At 43.4% G+C, this 20,010-nt stretch carries 13 protein-coding genes; 5 read left to right on the plus strand and 8 right to left on the minus strand.

What is annotated here, in order from left to right; all coding sequences use genetic code 11:
• Positions 1 to 462 carry a hypothetical protein gene (locus tag EAH55_RS06715; protein ID WP_162996767.1) on the plus strand — a complete coding sequence of 154 codons (462 nt, stop codon included), beginning with the start codon at positions 1 to 3 and terminating at the stop codon, positions 460 to 462.
• Positions 463 to 532: 70 nt separating this feature from the next.
• Here the strand turns inward: EAH55_RS06715 and EAH55_RS06720 are convergent, their stop codons facing one another.
• The 7 genes from EAH55_RS06720 to EAH55_RS06750 form a co-directional block, all read right to left on the minus strand.
• Complete coding sequence (locus tag EAH55_RS06720) at positions 533 to 1,711, minus strand: acyltransferase family protein (RefSeq protein WP_121808938.1); 1,179 nt, start codon at positions 1,709 to 1,711, stop codon at positions 533 to 535.
• Complete coding sequence (locus EAH55_RS06725) at positions 1,711 to 3,924, minus strand: alpha-N-acetylglucosaminidase (protein ID WP_121808939.1); 2,214 nt, start codon at positions 3,922 to 3,924, stop codon at positions 1,711 to 1,713. The genes EAH55_RS06720 and EAH55_RS06725 overlap by 1 nt, the downstream gene beginning before the upstream one ends.
• Positions 3,925 to 5,550 (minus strand): glycoside hydrolase family 28 protein, encoded by a 1,626-nt coding sequence (locus EAH55_RS06730; protein ID WP_244228105.1) that lies wholly within the window; start codon positions 5,548 to 5,550, stop codon positions 3,925 to 3,927.
• 63 nt (positions 5,551 to 5,613) lie between these two features.
• Complete coding sequence (locus EAH55_RS06735) at positions 5,614 to 7,206, minus strand: RagB/SusD family nutrient uptake outer membrane protein (protein WP_121808940.1); 1,593 nt, start codon at positions 7,204 to 7,206, stop codon at positions 5,614 to 5,616.
• A 23-nt stretch (positions 7,207 to 7,229) separates the two neighbouring features.
• Positions 7,230 to 10,565 carry a TonB-dependent receptor gene (locus EAH55_RS06740; protein WP_121808941.1) on the minus strand — a complete coding sequence of 1,112 codons (3,336 nt, stop codon included), beginning with the start codon at positions 10,563 to 10,565 and terminating at the stop codon, positions 7,230 to 7,232.
• Between the two features lie 190 nt (positions 10,566 to 10,755).
• Positions 10,756 to 11,940: a FecR family protein gene (locus tag EAH55_RS06745; protein WP_121808942.1), complete on the minus strand. Its 1,185-nt coding sequence runs from the start codon at positions 11,938 to 11,940 to the stop codon at positions 10,756 to 10,758.
• Positions 11,941 to 12,013: 73 nt separating this feature from the next.
• Positions 12,014 to 12,616, minus strand: coding sequence for an RNA polymerase sigma factor (locus EAH55_RS06750; RefSeq protein WP_162996768.1), 603 nt, complete (start codon positions 12,614 to 12,616; stop codon positions 12,014 to 12,016).
• A 203-nt stretch (positions 12,617 to 12,819) separates the two neighbouring features.
• On the opposite strand from EAH55_RS06750, the gene EAH55_RS06755 reads away from it, so the two are divergent.
• Positions 12,820 to 13,068 carry an ABC transporter permease gene (locus EAH55_RS06755; protein ID WP_208644802.1) on the plus strand — a complete coding sequence of 83 codons (249 nt, stop codon included), beginning with the start codon at positions 12,820 to 12,822 and terminating at the stop codon, positions 13,066 to 13,068.
• 41 nt (positions 13,069 to 13,109) lie between these two features.
• On the opposite strand, the gene EAH55_RS06760 is transcribed toward EAH55_RS06755, so the two are convergent.
• Entirely contained in the window at positions 13,110 to 14,009 is a 900-nt protein-coding gene (locus tag EAH55_RS06760) for a DMT family transporter (protein ID WP_121808944.1), read from the minus strand.
• A 94-nt stretch (positions 14,010 to 14,103) separates the two neighbouring features.
• Here EAH55_RS06760 and EAH55_RS06765 point away from each other — a divergent pair, with 94 nt between their 5' ends.
• The 3 genes from EAH55_RS06765 to EAH55_RS06775 all read left to right on the plus strand — a co-directional run bounded on the left by EAH55_RS06765 (position 14,104) and on the right by EAH55_RS06775 (position 20,005).
• Entirely contained in the window at positions 14,104 to 14,571 is a 468-nt protein-coding gene (locus EAH55_RS06765) for an Lrp/AsnC family transcriptional regulator (protein ID WP_112573113.1), read from the plus strand.
• Between the two features lie 172 nt (positions 14,572 to 14,743).
• Positions 14,744 to 16,216 (plus strand): glycoside hydrolase family 32 protein, encoded by a 1,473-nt coding sequence (locus EAH55_RS06770; protein ID WP_121808945.1) that lies wholly within the window; start codon positions 14,744 to 14,746, stop codon positions 16,214 to 16,216.
• Positions 16,217 to 16,690: 474 nt separating this feature from the next.
• A complete protein-coding gene (locus EAH55_RS06775) occupies positions 16,691 to 20,005 on the plus strand; it encodes a SusC/RagA family TonB-linked outer membrane protein (RefSeq protein ID WP_121808946.1) in 3,315 nt (1,104 codons plus the stop codon).
• Positions 20,006 to 20,010: the final 5 nt, after the last annotated feature.

Here is a 20,010-nt window from a genome sequence, read left to right on the forward strand (position 1 = left end):
ATGCGTTATGCTTTCGTGGCGTTATTTGTAGGTTTTTGTATTGCGATGTATTTTGGAAAAGGGAAAAATTTGAAAGTAACGCTTAACACGGGGCAGCAGGTTAATGCTTTTTTGGCGGTGATACCACCAGTTGTAATCTTTTCTTTCTTATACTTAAGTATCGAAAAGTTAAAAATCGATGTTTACAAACATGATGAGGCCCTGTTAAACAGCAACAGCAAGGAACTTAAGATAGTGGAAGGAGTAGTGGAAAATTATTATCCTGAATCAAAGGAGGGGCATGGTAATGAAGGATTTACTGTGCAAGGTGTTTCATTCCATTATTCTCATTTTGAAGTAGGACGCTCAGGTTATCATCAAACATTCTTTTACGGTGGGGTTATTCGCCCCAATTTATATGTCAGATTAACTTATTATGACGACGGAGATAGAAATGCTATACTTAAGCTTGAATCGGAATAATATGTTCATCAAGGCGATCCGAATGTAAAATGATCTGTGCCGTTATCGAATCAACGGCGCAAATCGTAAGTTATATTTTCAGAAAAATCTTATTCCTGTATAAAATATAAAGCAGTGTTAGCTGCACTAAAACCACAGATATGGCTGCCCATACCGGCTGCCAGTTTTGGGCAAGATGGCTAATGATACCGCCAAAGAAATAATTTGCGGTATGTTGAAAATCTATCATTCCTTCGGAGGCAAGGTAGATCACTATCGAATTTACGCCGATAAGCACAAAAGGGAAAGCCCATTTGCGGAAACCGGCAACATCAATAATTAAATAAAATACCGAAAGGAAAATCAGGCTCCAACCACCAACAAACAGCACGAAAGAGCTGCTCCACAAGCGCTTGTTGATGGGGAAAAACAGATCCCAAAGTAAACCTACACTAATAAAGAGCAAACCAACCACGAATAAGCTTACCCCCTTTTTCCACATAGGCCATTTTACTGATTCAAGCTTTAAAAATTGGCCGGTGAATATCCCCAACATGGCTGTACCTATTGCCGGGATGGTAGATAGCACACCCTCCGGGTCATGTACCTTATCATGCAGCCTGCCGGGAAGCAGCAAGCGGTCGATGTAAGATTCCAGGCTGCCATTCATGGTTAAAACCCCGGCCCCATAACCCGGTACAGGGATCCATTCCATAGCTGCCCAATAGCCCAGCAACAAAATACCGAACCATAGAATTTGACCTTTGGTACCAACATTCAGATAAATGATACCTGCAAAAAACCAGGCAAGCCCGATGCGGCCCAGCACGCTGGCAAAGCGGGTGTTTTCATAGCCGTTGAATTTAAACAGCCCATTAACCACCATGCCTAAAAAAAGCAGAATCACAGCGCGCCTGATCATGGAGCGATAAATTTCGCCCTTTGCCGCTGAGGGTAATAGATGCGGATGATTTACTCCATATTTTGCCGCTTTACTTCCCATGGAGTAAGGCATAGATACGCCTGCAATAAACAGGAACAGCGGAAAGATCATATCATAAAAAGTAATACCGTTCCACACAGTATGATGCAGCTGCCCCGACATCCATACCGGTAATGGCCAGCCGGTAGCTTTAGCAAGCGCGTGTACAACACCTTCCCCGCTCATGATCCAGAACATATCAAAACCACGGAGCGCATCTAATGATAACAGTCGTACAGGTTTTTTTACAGGGTTATCCGATGATTTGCTTGTATTATTCGTTTCCATTATTCAAGATCCTTAGCCATTGCTGTTCTGTATTTTTCATAGAGCTGCTGTGCAACCGATGTGCTGTTACCAACAGGCGTAACAGGATATGCTTTGGATGAATTAACCCATTGCCATTCCCAACTACTTATCGATTTGTCAAAGAGCTTAAAGTCGGGTTCTTTACCTGTTTCGATCGATTCCTTCTGCAGCGTAAAAAACTTTTGCCACCGTGTTTTATAAAAATCATTGAGTAAACCGCTCCACTGCCTGCACGAGTATTCATGCAGCGGACTATCAGCATCGCCCCAAAGTGTTATCAGGTTGCGGGCATTTTTTTCATAAAGCGCTTTTTCACTCGGGTTAGTGCCCCAATTGCGGGCATCGGCTATCCAGGGGCCAAGCATAAAATCCTTTTGAGTGGCCAACAGCCTGTCCATGTCAGCTATCAGGTTGATATAATCGTTACTATACTGCTCAAAAGATTTAAGGTCTTTATCACGATAAGCCTTCACCCATTTCAACTGAAGTGGGCGGCCGTAGTTTGCCAGCACTTGCCGGGTTACATCAACCAGGTCGTAATTAAAACCGCTGCTTTGCTTGCATGCCGGTATAGCTGCAACCATTTTATCCCAGGCGGGCAATAAGTCCTTACGGTTATAGTTTAGATGTGTACGGGTCCATACAGCGGCAGAATCAAGGGTTGGCCTGCCTGTAATGATCGATTCGGCGCCATCGCGGATATCTTTGCCGTTGAAAACGGTAGTCCTGAGGGTTTGCCAGGCATCCACGGCATCTTTGCTTTTCACACCATAGCGATTGAAGAGATAGGCCGGCAGCCACTCATCTAGGTTGACAGGTTTATTTTGCCAGGTGTTTTGCGTCATTAACTCATAAAGCACCGGCGTTTGCTCTATGGCTTCCATGGTTAAGCCAATGCCTACCATCCGCCCCGATTTGGGATCATTTAGCGCCTGTGCAGGTTGTGCGGCTACAGCTTCTATCCTCCCGAACAAACTGTTATTGCCGCCGTAATTGTGCAGCATGTTCCAGATCCAGGGTTTGCCGTAAAAAGCTTCGGTACGTTTCCAAACCGGTTCATAATCGGTATTAAGATCCAGCACGATCATGTGTTCGTTAGATACGGCATTCAATAAAGCTTTGATTTGCTCGTTTTGCCAGAATTTACGATCGCTGAAAAACAGCCAGCCCTGCATTACCCAAACAGCTTTGGGATCCGCATTTTTCATCCCATCATAAATCCTCGCGCTTAGTTCCGACAGGAATTTTGGATCGTTAGATGGTGGTTCATTCTCGTTAAATGTATCTGCCGAATACAGGTGATCGGTACCGTAAACTTTGGTTTGTTCCTGGATGAATTTTTTACCGATATCGGCAAATAAAGGATCTTCCGAATCCAGTATATAAGTATCGGCAAAACCATTTTTCCAATTGGTTTGCTTCAATTTGGCATTAGGGAAATGCGTTTTGAACGATGCAGGCACATGCCCGGTAAATGCAGGAAGCACAGGCTTGATGCCAAGTTCACGCTCACGCTGTAATATTTTTACCTGCAGGTCTTTGTGACTGTTTATCCAGCTTGCAGGTAGCGGGCCATCCCATTGATCGATATTGCCCATGTAAAACCAGCCAAAATATGCCGGACCGGTAAAAAAATCCTGCATGTCCTTATTGCTGAAACCCATGGATCTGTACACCTTGTCCCATACATATTCCTGGCCGGTTATAGCCAATGGCATATTAATACCATGCAGGGCCATCCAGTCAATTTCTTTCTCCCAGCGTTTCCAGTCCCACCAGCTCATGCTATAGCTATAGGTGCAATAATTAAGGTAATAGCGATACTGATATGGCGTAGCTTTCCGGATCTTTTTAGCCGGCATGGGTAAACTTACGGGCAGGTTTAAGTTTGTACCGTTCCAGGTAACCTGGCAGTGGGCATATTCGGTAAGGTAATAATACAAGGCGGACGCCACAGCCACACCGTTATTGCCCCTTAATATGATTTTGCCTTTTGCACCTTCTACCTCAAAAACATCCTTGGCGTCTGCCGCCGGAAGTGGTTGAACAATAAACTTTTGCGCGTTACCGGGTATAACCCTTTTTATTAAAGCATAAGATGATTGAACGTTTAGCTGTGCCCGGGCATTTATTGTTGTTAAACACATACCGCCGAGCAATACACAAATAAAAAGCTTTGTTTTACAGCTCATTTAATTTGAAGTTTTAGGGTTGTTGGTTTTTATGATCTGCTCGCGTTTATCGGTGGGTTGAATATCCTGTAATAATTTAACCTTAACATTATTTAAATACAATAGGGGCAATGTTTTAAAGCCAGATACATTGATTTTATCGGCAGCCAGTTCGCTCACATCATCAAAAACAAACGGTGTACGGAAATCCTGACCGGTGTAATTGATATGGATGTTTTTCAGGTTGAGTCCCTCCGTATGCCGCGCATAAAAGGCTGATGCAGGTAATTCGCCAAACATGGAAAATTCAGGGTATGAGGAGATTTTTTCAGGCACTCTGGTTAAAGAATCGATGTTGAAAAACGCCGTTTGCTTTTTGGCTGAGCCTTTATAGGTGATGTCGATGTTCTCCAACGTAACGTCCCTAACCGGCGAACCCGGGATCCCGGAAACCGAAGATGGGAAAATATTGTGTGCAAATTGCTCCAGCGGACCTTCTTCGTGATAGCCTGCATCCGGTTTTCCGGCCGGTACTTCAACTTTGACATCGCCTATGTAAACGCGGCTGATCTCGCCTACTGGCCTTGTTTTGGCACGTTTGCCCAACCTGATAAATATGGCGTTACCTGTGTTTTTAGCTATAACACCCTTAATATCGATATCCTGGATAATAGCACCATCTACCGATTCAATGGCCACGGCAGAGCGGAAGGTATCGTACACATAAATATCGCGAACGGTTATTTTTTTGAAACCACCCCATGATGCGGTTCCCATTTTAAAGGCACTGGCGCTTGAACGAATCTTGCAATTGGCAATGTATATATTTTCGCAAGCGCCTTGTGGGTCGGATGATTTCAGACAGATCCCATCGTCGGCTACGTTAAAAAAACTATTGGTGAGTTTTACGTTTTTGCAATCAACGAGGTCAATCCCGTCATTATTTAAAAATGTATTGCTGATCACGTTAATGCTGTCAATAACCATATTGGTACAGCTTCTGTAATCCTGGATCCAGCACAATCCATTTTTAATGGTAAAGTTTTTAAGGTTGATCTTGTCGCACTTTTCAAATACAATAAGCTTAGGCCTGTTATCTTCTTCAGGGCGCAGCTGGTGCCAGTCGTTATAGGTTTTCCATTCCTTATCTTTTAGCGTGCCATTGTTCAGCATCCGGTAAATATCTTTGATCAATGCATCGCCCTGCCCGTCAATAGTACCTTTTCCGGTGATGGAAATGTTTTGTTGCTTTTCTGCAACAATCAGCGCAGAAGCCTTTTCGGGACCGTAAGTAATGCGTTTTGCAGAACCTAACAATTCAGCGCCTGCGGTAAGGTGTAACTCAATATTCGATCGCAGGTGAATAACACTGGTTACGAATTTACCAACCGGGATCCAAATAGTTCCTCCACCCGCTTCGGCGGCTTTGTCAATCGCATCCTGAATGACACGGACATTGTCGGTTTTGCCATCGGCCACCGCGCCCAGCTTTTTAATATTATAAACCTTTTGCTGCGCGGATGCAACATTGATCAGGGTTGCGGAAAACAGGAATAACAGGATTGCTCTCATCATATTTATAAAGGCTTTTACATAGCCACTCTCTTTATAATTAAAGTTTGCGGCAGTTAAAGTAATCACTTTCATCAAAAAATTACCCGTAATAAAATCCCCGGCCGTTTCCAGCCGGGGATTACTAATTATGGATTATCAATAGCCCGGGTTTTGTTTCAATTTAGGGTTTAACTGAATTTCCGGATTTGGTATCGGGAAGATCCGGTGGTTTGGATCCGCATCTGTTTTTATACCCCATGCTTTTTCAAACTGTCCAAAACGGATCAGGTCATTACGACGCCACCACTCAACCGCAAATTCGCGTCCGCGCTCATCAAGGATATCTGAAAGTGCTACAGAACCTAATGAAGCCGCCTTTGCACGGCTGCGCACCTGGTTAACCAACGTTAAAGGCGAGTCGCCATTGGTGGCGGTAGCACCTCTTAAAATAGCCTCGGCCTTCATCAGCAATATATCAGCATACCTGAACATCGGCACATCGTTACCCTGGTTACGTGAGGTAGAAGTGCTGTCCGGATAAAATTTGTTGTTACGGTAGCCTTCTTCATTGGCAAGTTCATCATTGCCTATATCAAATGTGGCTTTGTTTCTCCAGATGATATCAGGCGTAAACTCTAACTGGTGTTTCACTACACCACCCGGATCAGATCCGCTATAATTATCATCCAAACCTTTGTTGGTGGTGGTAATCATGATAGGCGTACCGTCGTTGTAATATTGCTTCCCGGTTAAGTATTGTTTTTTACGCACGTCATTAGCGTCGTTAAAAAGCGCATAATAGGTTGGGAAGGTATACATTGGCCCATCGGGTGCATAAGGCAGGCTGTACTTGGTTTTTAGGGCCGGGTGCAGTGTCCACCGGGCATAGTATTGCCCCTGCGCCAGGTTTCCATCGTAAGGGATAGCAAAAATGAAATCCTTTATCTGCGGACCGTTATTTGGCCTGAACATCCCCAGGTAATCGGCATCCAAAGCGTATTTGTTGTCTTTAATCACGTTATCACACATGGTAACCGCGTCCTGGTATCTTGGTGTACCAATGTAATAAGCGGCATTCAGATACATTTTTGCCAGTATGGTGTATGCAAGATACTTTGTAGGCCTGCCATAAGTTGATACGTCAACAGTACTGCTCAGGTTGGGGATCTGGGCCAATAACTCGCTTTCAACAAAGGCAAACACCTGTGCACGGGTTTGGGTTCCCAAATTGGTAGTATCGCCAAAACTTTTGGAGATAGGCACATTACCAAACAGGTCCATCATGTAAAAGTATGCCATGGCGCGCATGGTTTTTATCTCGGCTACGGTTTGGTCTTTAGCTGCACTTTCTGCCACCGACGAAAATAATGATAACACCTGGTTACAGGTACTGATGGTTGAGAAACCCCATGTCCAGTCGTCTTCAAATATGGTATTATCAGGGGTATAAGTATGCAGGTTAAGGGTTGAATAAGTACCGCCGTCAAGCCAGTTACCACCACGGGCAACCAGTACGTTTTCGTCGGTACTTAGGTTTAAAGTAAGCCATAGGTTACGTCCCGGAGTGCCGCGAAAGGTAGTATAAATTGGCCCTGTTGCCGCCACAAACTGCGCGGGGGTTTTAGGGAAGTTTGCCGGGGTAAGCGTTGATACAGGTACCACATCAAGCTTGGTGCAGCTTTGTAAAGCCACCAAAGCCATACATGCCGCTAAAAAACTAAAAACTATATGTTGTTTAATACGATTCATCTTGTTTGATCTTTAATGGTTAATTATAAATCTACTTGAACACCAACCAGGTAACTGCGTGTTTTAGGATAGAAGTTATTGTAATCTACCCCAATGAATTGCCCGCTTGCCTGGTTATTTAAGCTCAGGTTCAACTCCGGATCAACACCTTTGTATTTGGTGATGATGAACAGGTTGGTACCGGTTAGATAAACCCTTACACCATGGATATAATTACCCGGAACCTTAAATTTATAAGCCAGTGTAGCGTTGCTTAAGCGTACAAAGGTGCCGCTTTCCAGATACCTTGTAGAGAATAAGTTGGCATTTACATCATTACCCGGCTCGCTTAAGGTTAACACAGGTACGTTGTGTGCCGAGGCCTGCGTTGGCTGGTTAAAGCTTGCAAGCGATGCATCCATAATTTTATTACCACCCTGACCACGGAAGAAGAAATTAAGGCTGAAGTTTTTATAGTTCAGGTTGTTTCCCCATCCAAAAGTATAGGTAGGTTGCGCGTTGCCGGCATAAGTCTGGTCGGCACTTGTTGGCGTAGTGGTCGGCTGACCATTAGCACCCTGGAAAGTTGAAACGCCATTGGTTCTGCCTAAATACTTAAGGGTATAAAATTCGCCCAGCGGATAACCGGCCTCGATGATGGATACGTGGATCCCGCTCTGGCCAGGCGCCTCAGGGTAACCTGCATAAATTTTTGACAGGTTTACACCCAATGAAGTGATCTTGTTTTTGTTGAAGGCAATGTTTCCGTAAGTATCCCAGCTAAACGCGCCCGATTTTACAGGAGTTCCATTAAGTGCTATCTCTACACCTTTGTTGCTCATGCTACCTACGTTGGCAGTTAAGGTTGATACCAGGTTAGTAACTGTTGATACCGGGATCACCGAGATCATATCTGTAGTTTTCTTGTTGTAGATATCCACAGATCCGCCAAGTCGTCCCTGGAATAAAGAGAAATCGATACCCGCGTTTATGGTGGCAGTAGCTTCCCATTTCAGGTTTGGATTAGGGTTTTGCGTAGGGCCGATAGCGCCGATATAGTTGCCATTATAATAGAAGCTGCCTGTTGTTCCGTATTGGGTTAGCGGAGTGTAAGCCGGGAAACCTTGTGAGTTACCTGTTTTACCATAACCAACACGCACTTTCAGATCGTCAAACAAGTGTTGCGATTTCATGAACGATTCATCGATCACCCTCCATGCGGCAGATCCGGCAGGGAAGTAACCCCAACGATGATTGGCACCAAACGCGTTAGAACCATCACGCCTTAAAGAAGCCTGGAAAATATATTTGCCTTTGTAGCTGTAGTTAACGCGTGAGTAAAACGAGATCAGGCGAAGCGTTTCAACCTGCACGGTTCCGTAGTTAACCAGATAACCGGCAGGAGGGGTACCCAAACCAAGGTTATTATAACCGGTATCATCCGATACGAAATTTTGATTGGATGACTGGAAGCCGTTACCTGTTGTGGTTTCATCGTACGAATAACCGGCAAGGATCTTGAAATCATTGCTACCCCAGTTATGCACGTAGCTTAAGTAGTTTTCAAACAGCTTTTTGGTATCCTCATAAGTTGAGCGAATGGCTTGGCCACCCAGGTTTTGAGCCAGTTCCGATGCCGAATTATGGTAGGTATTGTTATTGGTTGTGCGGCTTTGGTAAGCAAGATTAAAGTTATACAGGAAGCCTGCAGGCAAGGTTAATGTACCTTTTACGTTACCCAATAACAGGTTTATTTTTTGTTTATAAGTATCATTTTTGATGAGGCCAACCGGGTTATAACCTATCAACAAAGTAGGGTCGGTGTATAAAGTGCCATCTGCATTGTAAATTGTGCGGGTAGGCAGGTATTGAACAACTGATTTAAACAAGTTGGGGTTTTGACCATTGGTAGTTGTTTGCGGGATATCATTGATGATCAAATCCGAATTGGTTACCGAATTGCTCAGTGAGAAATCAAGCTTTAGTTTGTCGTTTAGTGTTTTTTGCGATAGGTTCAGCCTGCCAACAAAACGGTTCAGTCCGCTTCCTTTTACGATACCCTGGTTTTCGAGGTAGTTGATACTTCCACCGAAAGTTGTTTTATCGCTGCCGCCGCCAAATGATAAGTTATGATTTTGCGAAAAGCCTGTATTGCGTTCTATTTCCTTACCCCAGTCAGTATTGCCGCCGTTATCATTTGCTGGTGTAAAACTTTGACCGTTTGCTTTCACATAAGCCCTTAACTGATCGGCAGTAGCTACTTCAAACCTGTTGGAAATCTTTTGCATAGAAGCATAAGCATCGTAGGTCATGCGTAACTGGCCCGATTTGGCTTTCTTGGTAGTAACTATAATTACACCGTTGGTAGCCCTGGTACCATAAATGGCCGATGCAGAAGCATCTTTCAAAACATCGATAGAGGCGATATCTGAAGGAGCTACCAAACTAAAGTCAGCACCCGGAACGCCGTCTATCACATAAAACGGGGTAGAAGCTGCTCCTGCACGTAATGATGAAGGTCCGCGAAGCGTAACCGTTGCTGTTCCGTTAGGGTTACCATCGTTAGTGATATTTAAACCGGCAACTTTACCTTCCAAGAGGTCGGCAGGGGTTGCAACAACACCGGCGTTGAATGATTCAGATTTTACGGTTGAGATGGCGCTGGTCAGTTCCTTTTTGGTACTGGTACCGTAACCTACAACCACAACCTCGTTCAAGCCTTTCTGATCCTCGTTAAGTACAACTGTAAGCGATGTCTGGCTCTCTACCACTACCTCTTTCATTTCAAACCCGATAAAACGGAACTGAAGTGTGCTGCCTTTTTCAGCATTGATGGTAAATGATCCATCGGCAGCGGTTGAGGTAATGGTTGACGCGCCTTTAACCTGTACGGTTACCCCCGGAATGGGCAGGCCTTTTTTGTCAACCACCTTACCAGTAACGCGTACCGGAACCGGCTTTTCTGCTTGGCCATTGCTCGCCGTTTGGGCTGGTTCCTTGATAATGATGGTGTTATCATCCAGCTCGTAAGTTAATGGCTGATCTTTGAATATTTCAGCCAGCACTTTGCTAAGCTCTGTGTCAGTAACATGGATAGATACTGGCAGCGCTTTTTTTATAACCTGGTTATTGTACATGAACAAATACCCGGTTTGTTTTCGCAATTCCTTTAAAACCGATTTAAGGTTACCGTTTTCTTTGGAAAGGCTGACTTTTTGCGCCATAGTAGATGCACTAAGGTGCATGGTAAGCACAAACAAAAGGACGCCCGTGAGTTTCATTATCCGTAATACCTGTTTAAAATAACTATCGCGTAGGTTTATCTCATTTGCCCCCTGACCTATGGGCATAGGGGCTTTAGAATGTAGAAGATGTTTCATACATTTGAATGTTTGGGTTAAGTTTAAAATCAATGGTTACAATTGTAATTTGGGTTGATCCAATCACTTAGCCTCTCTGGCCGGAATCCGGAGGGGCTTGCTTTTTCAGATACCCTTTACCGAAGTTACTTAGGGTGTATGCTCATGTTTTTAAGTTTATTGGGTTAATTGGTTATTGGTTAAATTATGGTTATTTCTTTTCTACGGTAACTGTTTTCCCTTCTATCGTAAACTTTACGCCACCTGTTGATTCCAGGATCTTGAAAGCTTTAGAAAGGTTGTTACTCTTTTTTACCTCGCCGGTAAAATTCAGGGTAGGTTTAGGCCCTTTATAAACAACATCAATATCATACCACCGGGACAGTTCCAGCATCACTTGGTCAAGGTCAGTATTGTCAAACAGGAACAAGCCATTTTTCCAGGCTACTATATCTTCTGTATCAACTGTTTTTATATCAAACTTTTTGGAGTTGGCATTAAAAACCGCCTGCTGCCCTGGCACCAGGATCTGTTTCTCGTTGCCGTTAGATATTTTGACGGAGCCTTCTAAAAGTGTGGTTTTGCCCGGCTGCTCCTGGTAGGCGCGGATATCAAAATGGGTTCCAAGCACCTCAACCTTTTGACTGCCGTAACTCACTATAAAAGGCATCTTTTTATTTTTTGCCACCTCAAAATAGGCTTCGCCTGTAACGGTAACGTTCCTTGTTTTGCCGGTAAACGCCGTTGGATATGAAATAGAGGATTCCGAATTAAGCATAACTGCTGTTCCATCGGGTAGCTGTAACTGGTACTGGCCGCCTCTTGGGGTAGACATCGTATTGATCATCGGCGCCCCGGTTGTTGAGCCACCGGGTACATAAGCAAGACTGCCGTTGGCCAACTTAACCACGGCTGTATTACCTTGTTGCCCAAGCTTGCCATTTTGCGCGTCGTTAAGTTCAATTTTAGCACCGTTGGCAAGTGTTAATATTGCTTTATTACCACCAGGTTTAACGTCCTGGTGTGCTTTATTAGCGGCAAGGGCTTCGTCGTTTTTTCTGAGGCGATATTGATACAAACCGAACGATATGGCTAATACCGCGATAGCCGCGGCGGCATAGATCAGCGCGTTTGAGCGTTTTTTAATCGGGACAATATTGTTATCTGAATCAGCCTGAGCATAACCGGCCAATGCCATATCCAGCATTCTTTCGCGGGCTCCGGCGGGGAAGGGGTCCTCTTCAAACTGGTGCGATTTAAATACTTCTTCCATCAATCCGTACACCTCGGTTTCTGAACCCGGTTCGTTGATGAGCTGCATCAATTCATCGCGCTCTTGGGGTGTAGCGGTTTTGTTAAAATATTGATGAAATAAGTAAGGTAATCTTTCAGACATTTTTTATGTTCTTCTACAGCTAAAGAGTCATAAAAAATCAAAAAGGGGTAGTCAGATTTTAAAAAAATATAAATTATTTCAAAAAGTGGGCATATCCCATAACAAACAACAGAAAAACAAGGTCGTTCTTCTCCGAAAGGTTCTCTTTTATGAATTTATTGGCAGCCATAATGTGTTTCTTGACCGTTTCTGTTGAAATGGAAAGCATATCCGCAATTTCGCTATGCTTTAAAAGCCCAACGCGGCTTAACTCATAAACTTTTTTTTGCTGGGGAGGGAGCTTTTCAATCAGCCTGTCAATCACGAGGCACAGGTTCTCTTCCGGTGAGATATTGTCGGGCAAATGAAACTCTTCCTGGTATTGCCTTTCCCATTCCTGCTGTTTGAGGTGTGCACTGGCCCGTTCTTTTAAAAAGCGATAGGTGCGGTTACGGGTTATGATAAAAAGGTAATTGGTAAAACTGTCAATCGCTGTCAGATCCTGTCGCTTGGCCCAAATCTTCACAAAAACATCCTGTACAATTTCTTCGGCAGCTTCAGCAGATTCTGTAACGCGGTAAACGTACTGACCAAGATGCTTATAATAGGAATCAAAAAGGCAAGAAAAGGCCCTGGTATCCCCGTTTGCTATTTTACCGAGGATCTCATTTTCATTATGAAGCGGGCGAATTGGCAATGTTAAGTTTAATTGAATTTAAAATTATGTAATTTTTATCACACTAATAATTTATTGGTGTAATAATTACAATAAAAAATGAAGTGGCGTCAGGATTGATGCGGGCAATTAACCTGTCTTGTGTGCAATTTATGACCATTATCTAAAAGCGAACAGCAGGGCGCTCGTTTTGGAAGGGGGGACTGCATTTTGCCTAATTGCTGATGGAAGAACAGGTGCTTCTTTTCGGGAAGGGGTGGGAAGGCATAAAATTAGCCATTGCTATTGCCGCGCCGTTGGCCTGGTATTTCATGCACAAATGGCTGCAGAATTTTGCTTACAAGATTGATATTACCTGGTGGGTATTTGTATTGGCCGGCGGCATGGCTATCCTTATTGCATTTATTACCATAAGTTTCCAGGCGGTAAAAGCTGCGTTGACAAACCCGGTAAAGAGTTTAAGGAGCGAGTGAGCTATACCGAAAATACTTACCGGGTTGGTCTGACGGAATGATCAGCTCAGTACTTTCTTCTTCTGAAGTGAGAGCAGAAAAACGGTAGCAATGATGAGCAAGGTCCCCATCCAGTCAATCAATTGAAATGAAAGGCCAAGAACAAACACCGCGATGAATGTAGCTGAAAGCGGCTCTGCTGATGTGAGGATGCTGGCCTTTTGTCCGCCGATAAGGTGGACTGCATTGAGGTAAAGATAAAATGGGATCAGTGTGCCAAAAATGATCACGAAGGCGGTATTCATGTAGGTATAGCTATCCCATACACCATCATAATTCCACGGGGCTTTAAAAAATGAAATAGCCAAACCGCCAATAAACAATCCCCAGCCTATAACGCTTATAGGGCTGTACTTTTTTAATAAGGGTACCGGCATAAGCGTATAAATTGCCAGGCTTACTGCCGAAGCCATACCAAGTCCGAATGCCAGTGGAGAGATATTGAACGCGTGAAAGTTACCATGTGTTACCAGCAGGAATGTACCCGAAACAGCAAGGGTTACGGAAATATATTCAATAAGGGATAATTTGTGACCATGCCGCAAGGCCATGTAAATGGCAATAAGTACCGGCGCCGAAAATTGCAGAATGGTAGCGGTAGCCGCGTTTGAATATTTAATGGCCGCAAAATAGGTGTACTGTACGGTAAGCATGCCCAGGATCCCGAATAACAATAACTTAATCCTGTCTTTAGGATCAGTCCATATTTTTAGGATATCACGATCTTTTTTAACTACTGCCGCTCCAAGCAACAAAGCACCTGCACACAGCATCCTTGCCGACATTAACCACTCTACACTGATACCGCGTTTCTGAAAAAGGAATTGCCCGCACGTGCCGGATACTCCCCACAGCATGGCGGCAGCCAGCGCCATAAATATTCCTTTATTGATGTTTTTCATTATTGCCTTATTGAGTTGCAATATTAGTGCGTAAATCCTGCATTTTTTGATTAAAAATGAGGTGTATTTTGCAATTTTATTTCATTTTTGAGAAATGCAACCATTAGATAAGCTCGACCATAAGATCCTGGAGATGATGCAGGTGAACAATACGGTATCTCAGCGCGATATAGGCGAGGCCATTGGGCTTTCGGCACCGGCAGTGCAACGGCGTATTACCCGCCTAAGGGAAACAGGTGTGATCCGGCAGGATATTTCGATAATTGATCCGGAGTATCTGGGTTCGCCAATCACCATAGTTGTCCAGGTAGAAATGGAAACCGATAAGGTAACCATCATTAACGAAACTAAAGAGCGTTTCAGGAAAACGCCCCAGGTTCAGCAATGCTATTATGTTACAGGCGAGGTTGATTTTATGCTGATCATCATGGTGTTTACCATGAAGGAATATGAGGCGCTTACGCATGAGTTGTTTTTTAACAATCCGGGTATTAAGCGCTTCAAATCATCGATAAGTATGGATATCGTTAAATATGGACTTGCTTTTCCGATGCCGAAATAGGAGCTGCTAATGTTTTAATGAGATGTTGGTTGAGCAAAGAGTCACGAATCTCGACCAGAGTTAACTTTTTTGAATTTTTATTTGAGCAACAACGAAGTATATGCAGTAAAATTTAAATAAGTTTATAAGTTTTGTATTTCCTGCCAACGCGTAACCTATTAAAACTTAAATTATGAAAACAAAATTTGGCCTGTTAATGCTGACCTTCATTATCGCCTTAAATTGTATTTGTAAGGCCCAGGATTCAGCCTCAAAAACTTATTCGGAACAATACCGTCCGCAGATCCATTTTTCGCCAAAACAACATTGGACAAATGACCCTAACGGCATGGTTTATTTTAACCATACCTATCACCTGTTTTTTCAATATTATCCTAAAGGATCAACCTGGGGGCCAATGCACTGGGGGCATGCAACCAGTCCAGATCTTATACACTGGAAGGAGAAGCCGATAGCGCTGTATCCTGATAGTCTGGGCTATATATTTTCTGGCAGCGCCGTGGTTGATTCAAACAATACAAGCGGCTTTGGTAAAAAGGGTAAGATGCCGTTGGTGGCCATTTTCACGCATCATGATCCTAAAGGCGAAAAGGAAGGAACTGATAAATTTCAAAATCAAAGCCTTGCTTATAGTTTGGATAATGGTAATACCTGGACTAAGTACAAAGGCAACCCGGTGCTGAGAAATCCCGGTATAAAAGATTTTCGCGACCCCAAAGTGATGTGGTATGCAAAAGAAAAGAAATGGGTGATGACGCTGGCTACTAAAGATCATATCACGTTTTACTCCGCCCCTGATTTAAAAAACTGGAAAAAGGAAAGCGAGTTTGGATTGGAGATAGGTGCCCATGGTGGTGTTTGGGAATGCCCTGATCTGTTCCCTTTAAAGGTTGATGGTAAAACTCATTGGGTACTCATTGTTAATATCAATCCCGGCGGACCAAATGGCGGTTCGGCAACACAGTATTTTGTGGGACAGTTTGATGGTAATAAATTTACTCCTGTTGATACCAAAACCCGCTGGCTTGATTATGGTCCGGATGAGTACGCCGGCATAACATGGGGCAATACCGGCGCACGCAAAATATTTTTAGGCTGGATGAGTAACTGGGAATATGCCAACCAGGTGCCTACCGAAAAATGGCGTAACGCTATGACCATTCCGCGAGATTTGGCATTGAGAAAAGTGAATGGCGAATTATTGCTGGCTTCAGTTCCGGTAGGTGAGTTGAAAAATATTGTTGCAGGTGCACAAGGCATAGTAAGCGGAAAATTACCTGCTCAATGCCTGCTAAAGGCGAATATCGTATCAATTAACGATTATACCGTAACACTATCCAACAGCCTTGGCGAAGAGCTGGTGATAGGTTACGATAAAAAAGCCAACCAATACTATATCGACAGAACAAAGGCCGGTAAAGTTGATTTTCAGAAAGATTTTAAAGGCCGTTTTGTTGCGCCAAGGTTTGCCACAACAAAAACATCCGACCTGACATTGGTAATTGACGGTACCTCGGTAGAACTTTTTGCTGATAAAGGGCTTACCACCATGACTACCATCTTTTTCCCCAATAAGCCTTTTGATCGTATCGCTGTTAAAGGCATCGCCCTGAAGCAAACCGCATTCAAATCTATTTGGAAGTAACCGAGGGTATAAGCTCTGAGTATATTTAAAAGAACACGGATGTCCTCCGTGTTCTTTTATTTTTATGATAGGTGCTCTTCATCTCTGGCGCGCTTACGTTTCCTCAGGGACCCTGAGGGGACAAAAATGTTTTTCAGCTCCAAGACTCCCTGTCTTTGAACATCTGGCCATACTGAATTTAAATACGCAAAACTGCCGGGCTATTACTCCAATTCACGTCAAATCCTGCACCATTTAGGATTTTCCCCCAATTTCCTTAGAATATTACCCCTGTCAAACAGGCCATTTCAGTCAGTTTTGTTTAAACCAAAAATAAACAAACCATGAAAGAGATGAAGATTCATTGACCTGCTTAACGATCGGGCTGGATTGACCGCATGCTTAAATACCATAGTGATAGCGGTTCAATTATCACCTGATCTCCATTTTAAACGATCACAATTAAATAAAACTCCCAAATCAAAATGAACCAAAATGGATAAAATTTACTTATGCAGTTATTTTAAACTGAGTATAGCTAAACAACGCCTTAAAAGCATGCTGGCGATAATGGCAGTACTCGTTATTTTTATTCCTAATGCTTATTCCCAAACAAAAAAGATTACCGGTACAGTAAAAGATACCAAAGGCATTAGCTTGCCCGGTGTAAGTGTTAAAATTAAAGGAACAGCCACAGGGGCGGTTACCGATAGTAAAGGAACTTACAGCTTATACGTATCCGATAATAAAGCTGTATTGGTATTTTCCTACATAGGCTTTGTAACGCAAGAGCAAGTTGCCGGGGATGCTTCAGTAGTTGATGTTGTTTTGGCCGAGCAAAGCACCAATCTTAACGATGTGGTGGTTGTAGGTTACGGAACACAGAAGAAGGTAAATGTTGTGGGCTCGGTAGCTACGGTTAGCGCAAAGGATTTAGAAAATCGTCCCGTAACTAACGTTTCATCGGCATTAACAGGTTTAAGCTCGGGGGTATCGGTGATGCAAAGTTCGGGAAAACCGGGTGCCGATGGGGCTACTATCCGCATCAGGGGCCTGGGTACGCTAAACAACAATAACGCGCTGGTAGTGATTGACGGAATCCAGGGTACTTTGGATGCTGTTAACCCCGATGATATTGAAAGTATTTCGATACTGAAAGACGCGGCTGCTGCATCTATATACGGATCCCTGGCAGCTAATGGCGTAATTTTAGTAACCACTAAAAAGGGCAGTAAAAACAAAACTACAATTACCTATAGCGGAATAGCATCTAAAACTAATCCAACCAGCATGCCTTCGTTTGTAACCGACTACGTTAGGCACATGCAATTGGTAAATGAAGGTTACAGAAACCTGGGCCAAACACCGGTTTATACTGATGCTACCATTGCTCAGTGGCAAAAAGCCGATGCCGATCCCAATGGTTTAAATGCTATTGGCGTTCCTAATTACATCGCTTACCCAAATACAAACTGGGCCAAAACCATCTTTCAAAACAATGTACTGCAAGACCATAACATAGCCCTGAACGGCGGTAACGAAACCACGCAATATCTGTTATCGGCCGGATATAACGGTAACCCGGGTACTATGCAAAATACCGGATCTGACAAATATCAGTTCAGGGTTAACCTGCAAACAAAGGCTACCAAGTTTTTAACTGTTGGTACCCAAACCTTCGCATCGTTACAAACTTACGGGCTGGCCAGTACAAGCAATGCTTTTAACTATTTAAGGCAAACCACCCCGGGCGTATATCCATATTATAATGGTAAATATGGTTTCCCATCTGCACCCGAGGAATCATCAACAGCTAATAACATCCTTACTTATTTAAACAGCACCGGCGGGCGCGACCAGGAATCGAGGTTTAACAGTACAATTTTTGCAAATGTTAATTTGTACAAAGGCTTAGTGCTTGAAACTAAATTTAACTATCAAACCCGTTTCGAGGAAAATAACTCCTTTACCATTCCCTTAGAGCGTTGGGATTTTTCAACCAATACTTTAAAATCGGCAGCAGCAGCTCCGGCACAGTTGAGCACTTACTATGATTTTAATAAAAATTACCTGCTTACCTGGGATGCTGTTTTGCGATACAATACCACCATCGCCAAAGATCATAACATTGGTGTATTAGGCGGTTTTGACCAGTATTATTACAACTACTATTATTTTGATGCCACCAAGTTAGGCCTTATCGACCCTACAATAACTACCCTTAGCTCGTCAACAACACCAACAGCCGCCACCGGTGATGCTTATGATTATTCGCTCAGGTCGTTTTTTGGCAGGTTGAATTATGATTACAAGCAACGCTATTTATTGGAAGCGGTGTTCAGGTATGATGGTTCCTCAAAATTTGCACCGGCAAACCGTTGGGGCTTTTTCCCGGCCTTTGCTGCAGGATGGCGAATTTCGGAAGAGCCCTTTATGCAGAATATCAACAATTATGTAAGTAATTTAAAACTGAGGGCATCATGGGGCCAAACCGGTAATAACGTGCTAAACTCATCTGCCTCGTTAGGTAATTATGATTATATGGCTACTTATGGTACCACGGCATATTCATTTAACGGCGCCGCGGTAACAGGTTTAATCCAGTCAAAAACAGCCAATCAAAACCTTAAATGGGAAACTACCACAACTACCAACATCGGTTTAGACGGATCGCTGTTTAAAGGCAAAATGAACTTTGAGATAGATGCCTATCGGAAGTATACCAGCGGCATTTTATTTACGCCAACAGTACCATTAACAGTAGGTACCGCGACTGCCGCTACACAAAACATTGCCGAAATTTCAAACCGTGGTATTGAGGTTACCCTGGGATATCATGGCAAGGCCGGCGATTTAACCTTCAACGTGTCGGGTAATTTTGCCTACAACTTTAACCGGGTTGAAAAATATAAGGGCACCTTGCAGGAAGGTTATGCTACTGATGCAAGCGGCGCTTCTGTATACTCGTCAAATATTGGACAGGTATCCAGCGGTGGCACAACAAGGGTGATACAAGGACATCTTATTAACGAGTACTACCTGTACCCGGTTTATAAAGGAAATGGCAGCTACTATAATGCCGACGGAACGGTAAACAAAAACGGTGGTCCGAAAGATGGCATGATCCGCACTACGCAGGATATGGCATGGCTGCAAAGCATGATAGATGCCGGTTATAAATTTCAGCCGGGTAATGGTATCGGAAAAACCAAGATCTACTACGGCGATTTAATTTACGGCGATACCAATAATGATGGTATTTACGGCAACAGCTATGATGCACAGCTCACCAAAAAATCATCAGTACCTAAATACAATGCAGGTTTGCAATTCAATGTTGCTTACAAAGGTTTTGATTGCTCTATGATATGGGCAGGTAGCTTTGGTATGTACTATTACTGGAATGATATAGGCTACAACAACTCTATTGTATCATTAGGTAACGCGGTCAGCACACTTGTTGCTGACAATCATTACTACTATAATGATGCTAATCCTACCGATGCTGCAAATAATACAGGCGCGCATTATCCAAGGTTAAAAAATACATCCGATGTGCAGAATGCCGCTGTAGCCAGCGATTTCTACCTGTATAACGCATCGTATGTGAAACTTAAAAACGTTCAGTTAGGCTACACTATCCCTAAACGGATTTCGGAGAAATGGGCCATGAACAGGATAAGGATCTACGTAGCGGCCGAAAATTTACTCACCATTACCAAGTACCCTGGTCTTGACCCTGAAATAGGGGCAAGTGTGGGATATCCAACCATGCGTCAATATTCAGTTGGTTTAAACGCTACTTTTTAAGGAGA

It is taken from the genome of Mucilaginibacter kameinonensis, from assembly GCF_003675385.1.
Taxonomy (GTDB): domain Bacteria; phylum Bacteroidota; class Bacteroidia; order Sphingobacteriales; family Sphingobacteriaceae; genus Mucilaginibacter; species Mucilaginibacter kameinonensis.

What these genes read in the sequence shown, in the direction of transcription:
- EAH55_RS06715 (WP_162996767.1), top strand. Translation starts at nt 1, where the DNA reads ATGCGTTATGCTTTCGTGGCGTTATTTGTAGGTTTTTGTATTGCGATG.
- EAH55_RS06720 (WP_121808938.1), bottom strand. Translation starts at nt 1,711, where the DNA reads ATGGAAACGAATAATACAAGCAAATCATCGGATAACCCTGTAAAAAAA.
- EAH55_RS06725 (WP_121808939.1), bottom strand. Translation starts at nt 3,924, where the DNA reads ATGAGCTGTAAAACAAAGCTTTTTATTTGTGTATTGCTCGGCGGTATG.
- EAH55_RS06730 (WP_244228105.1), bottom strand. Translation starts at nt 5,550, where the DNA reads ATGAAAGTGATTACTTTAACTGCCGCAAACTTTAATTATAAAGAGAGT.
- EAH55_RS06735 (WP_121808940.1), bottom strand. Translation starts at nt 7,206, where the DNA reads ATGAATCGTATTAAACAACATATAGTTTTTAGTTTTTTAGCGGCATGT.
- EAH55_RS06740 (WP_121808941.1), bottom strand. Translation starts at nt 10,565, where the DNA reads ATGAAACATCTTCTACATTCTAAAGCCCCTATGCCCATAGGTCAGGGG.
- EAH55_RS06745 (WP_121808942.1), bottom strand. Translation starts at nt 11,940, where the DNA reads ATGTCTGAAAGATTACCTTACTTATTTCATCAATATTTTAACAAAACC.
- EAH55_RS06755 (WP_208644802.1), top strand. Translation starts at nt 12,820, where the DNA reads ATGGAAGAACAGGTGCTTCTTTTCGGGAAGGGGTGGGAAGGCATAAAA.
- EAH55_RS06760 (WP_121808944.1), bottom strand. Translation starts at nt 14,009, where the DNA reads ATGAAAAACATCAATAAAGGAATATTTATGGCGCTGGCTGCCGCCATG.
- EAH55_RS06765 (WP_112573113.1), top strand. Translation starts at nt 14,104, where the DNA reads ATGCAACCATTAGATAAGCTCGACCATAAGATCCTGGAGATGATGCAG.
- EAH55_RS06770 (WP_121808945.1), top strand. Translation starts at nt 14,744, where the DNA reads ATGAAAACAAAATTTGGCCTGTTAATGCTGACCTTCATTATCGCCTTA.
- EAH55_RS06775 (WP_121808946.1), top strand. Translation starts at nt 16,691, where the DNA reads ATGGATAAAATTTACTTATGCAGTTATTTTAAACTGAGTATAGCTAAA.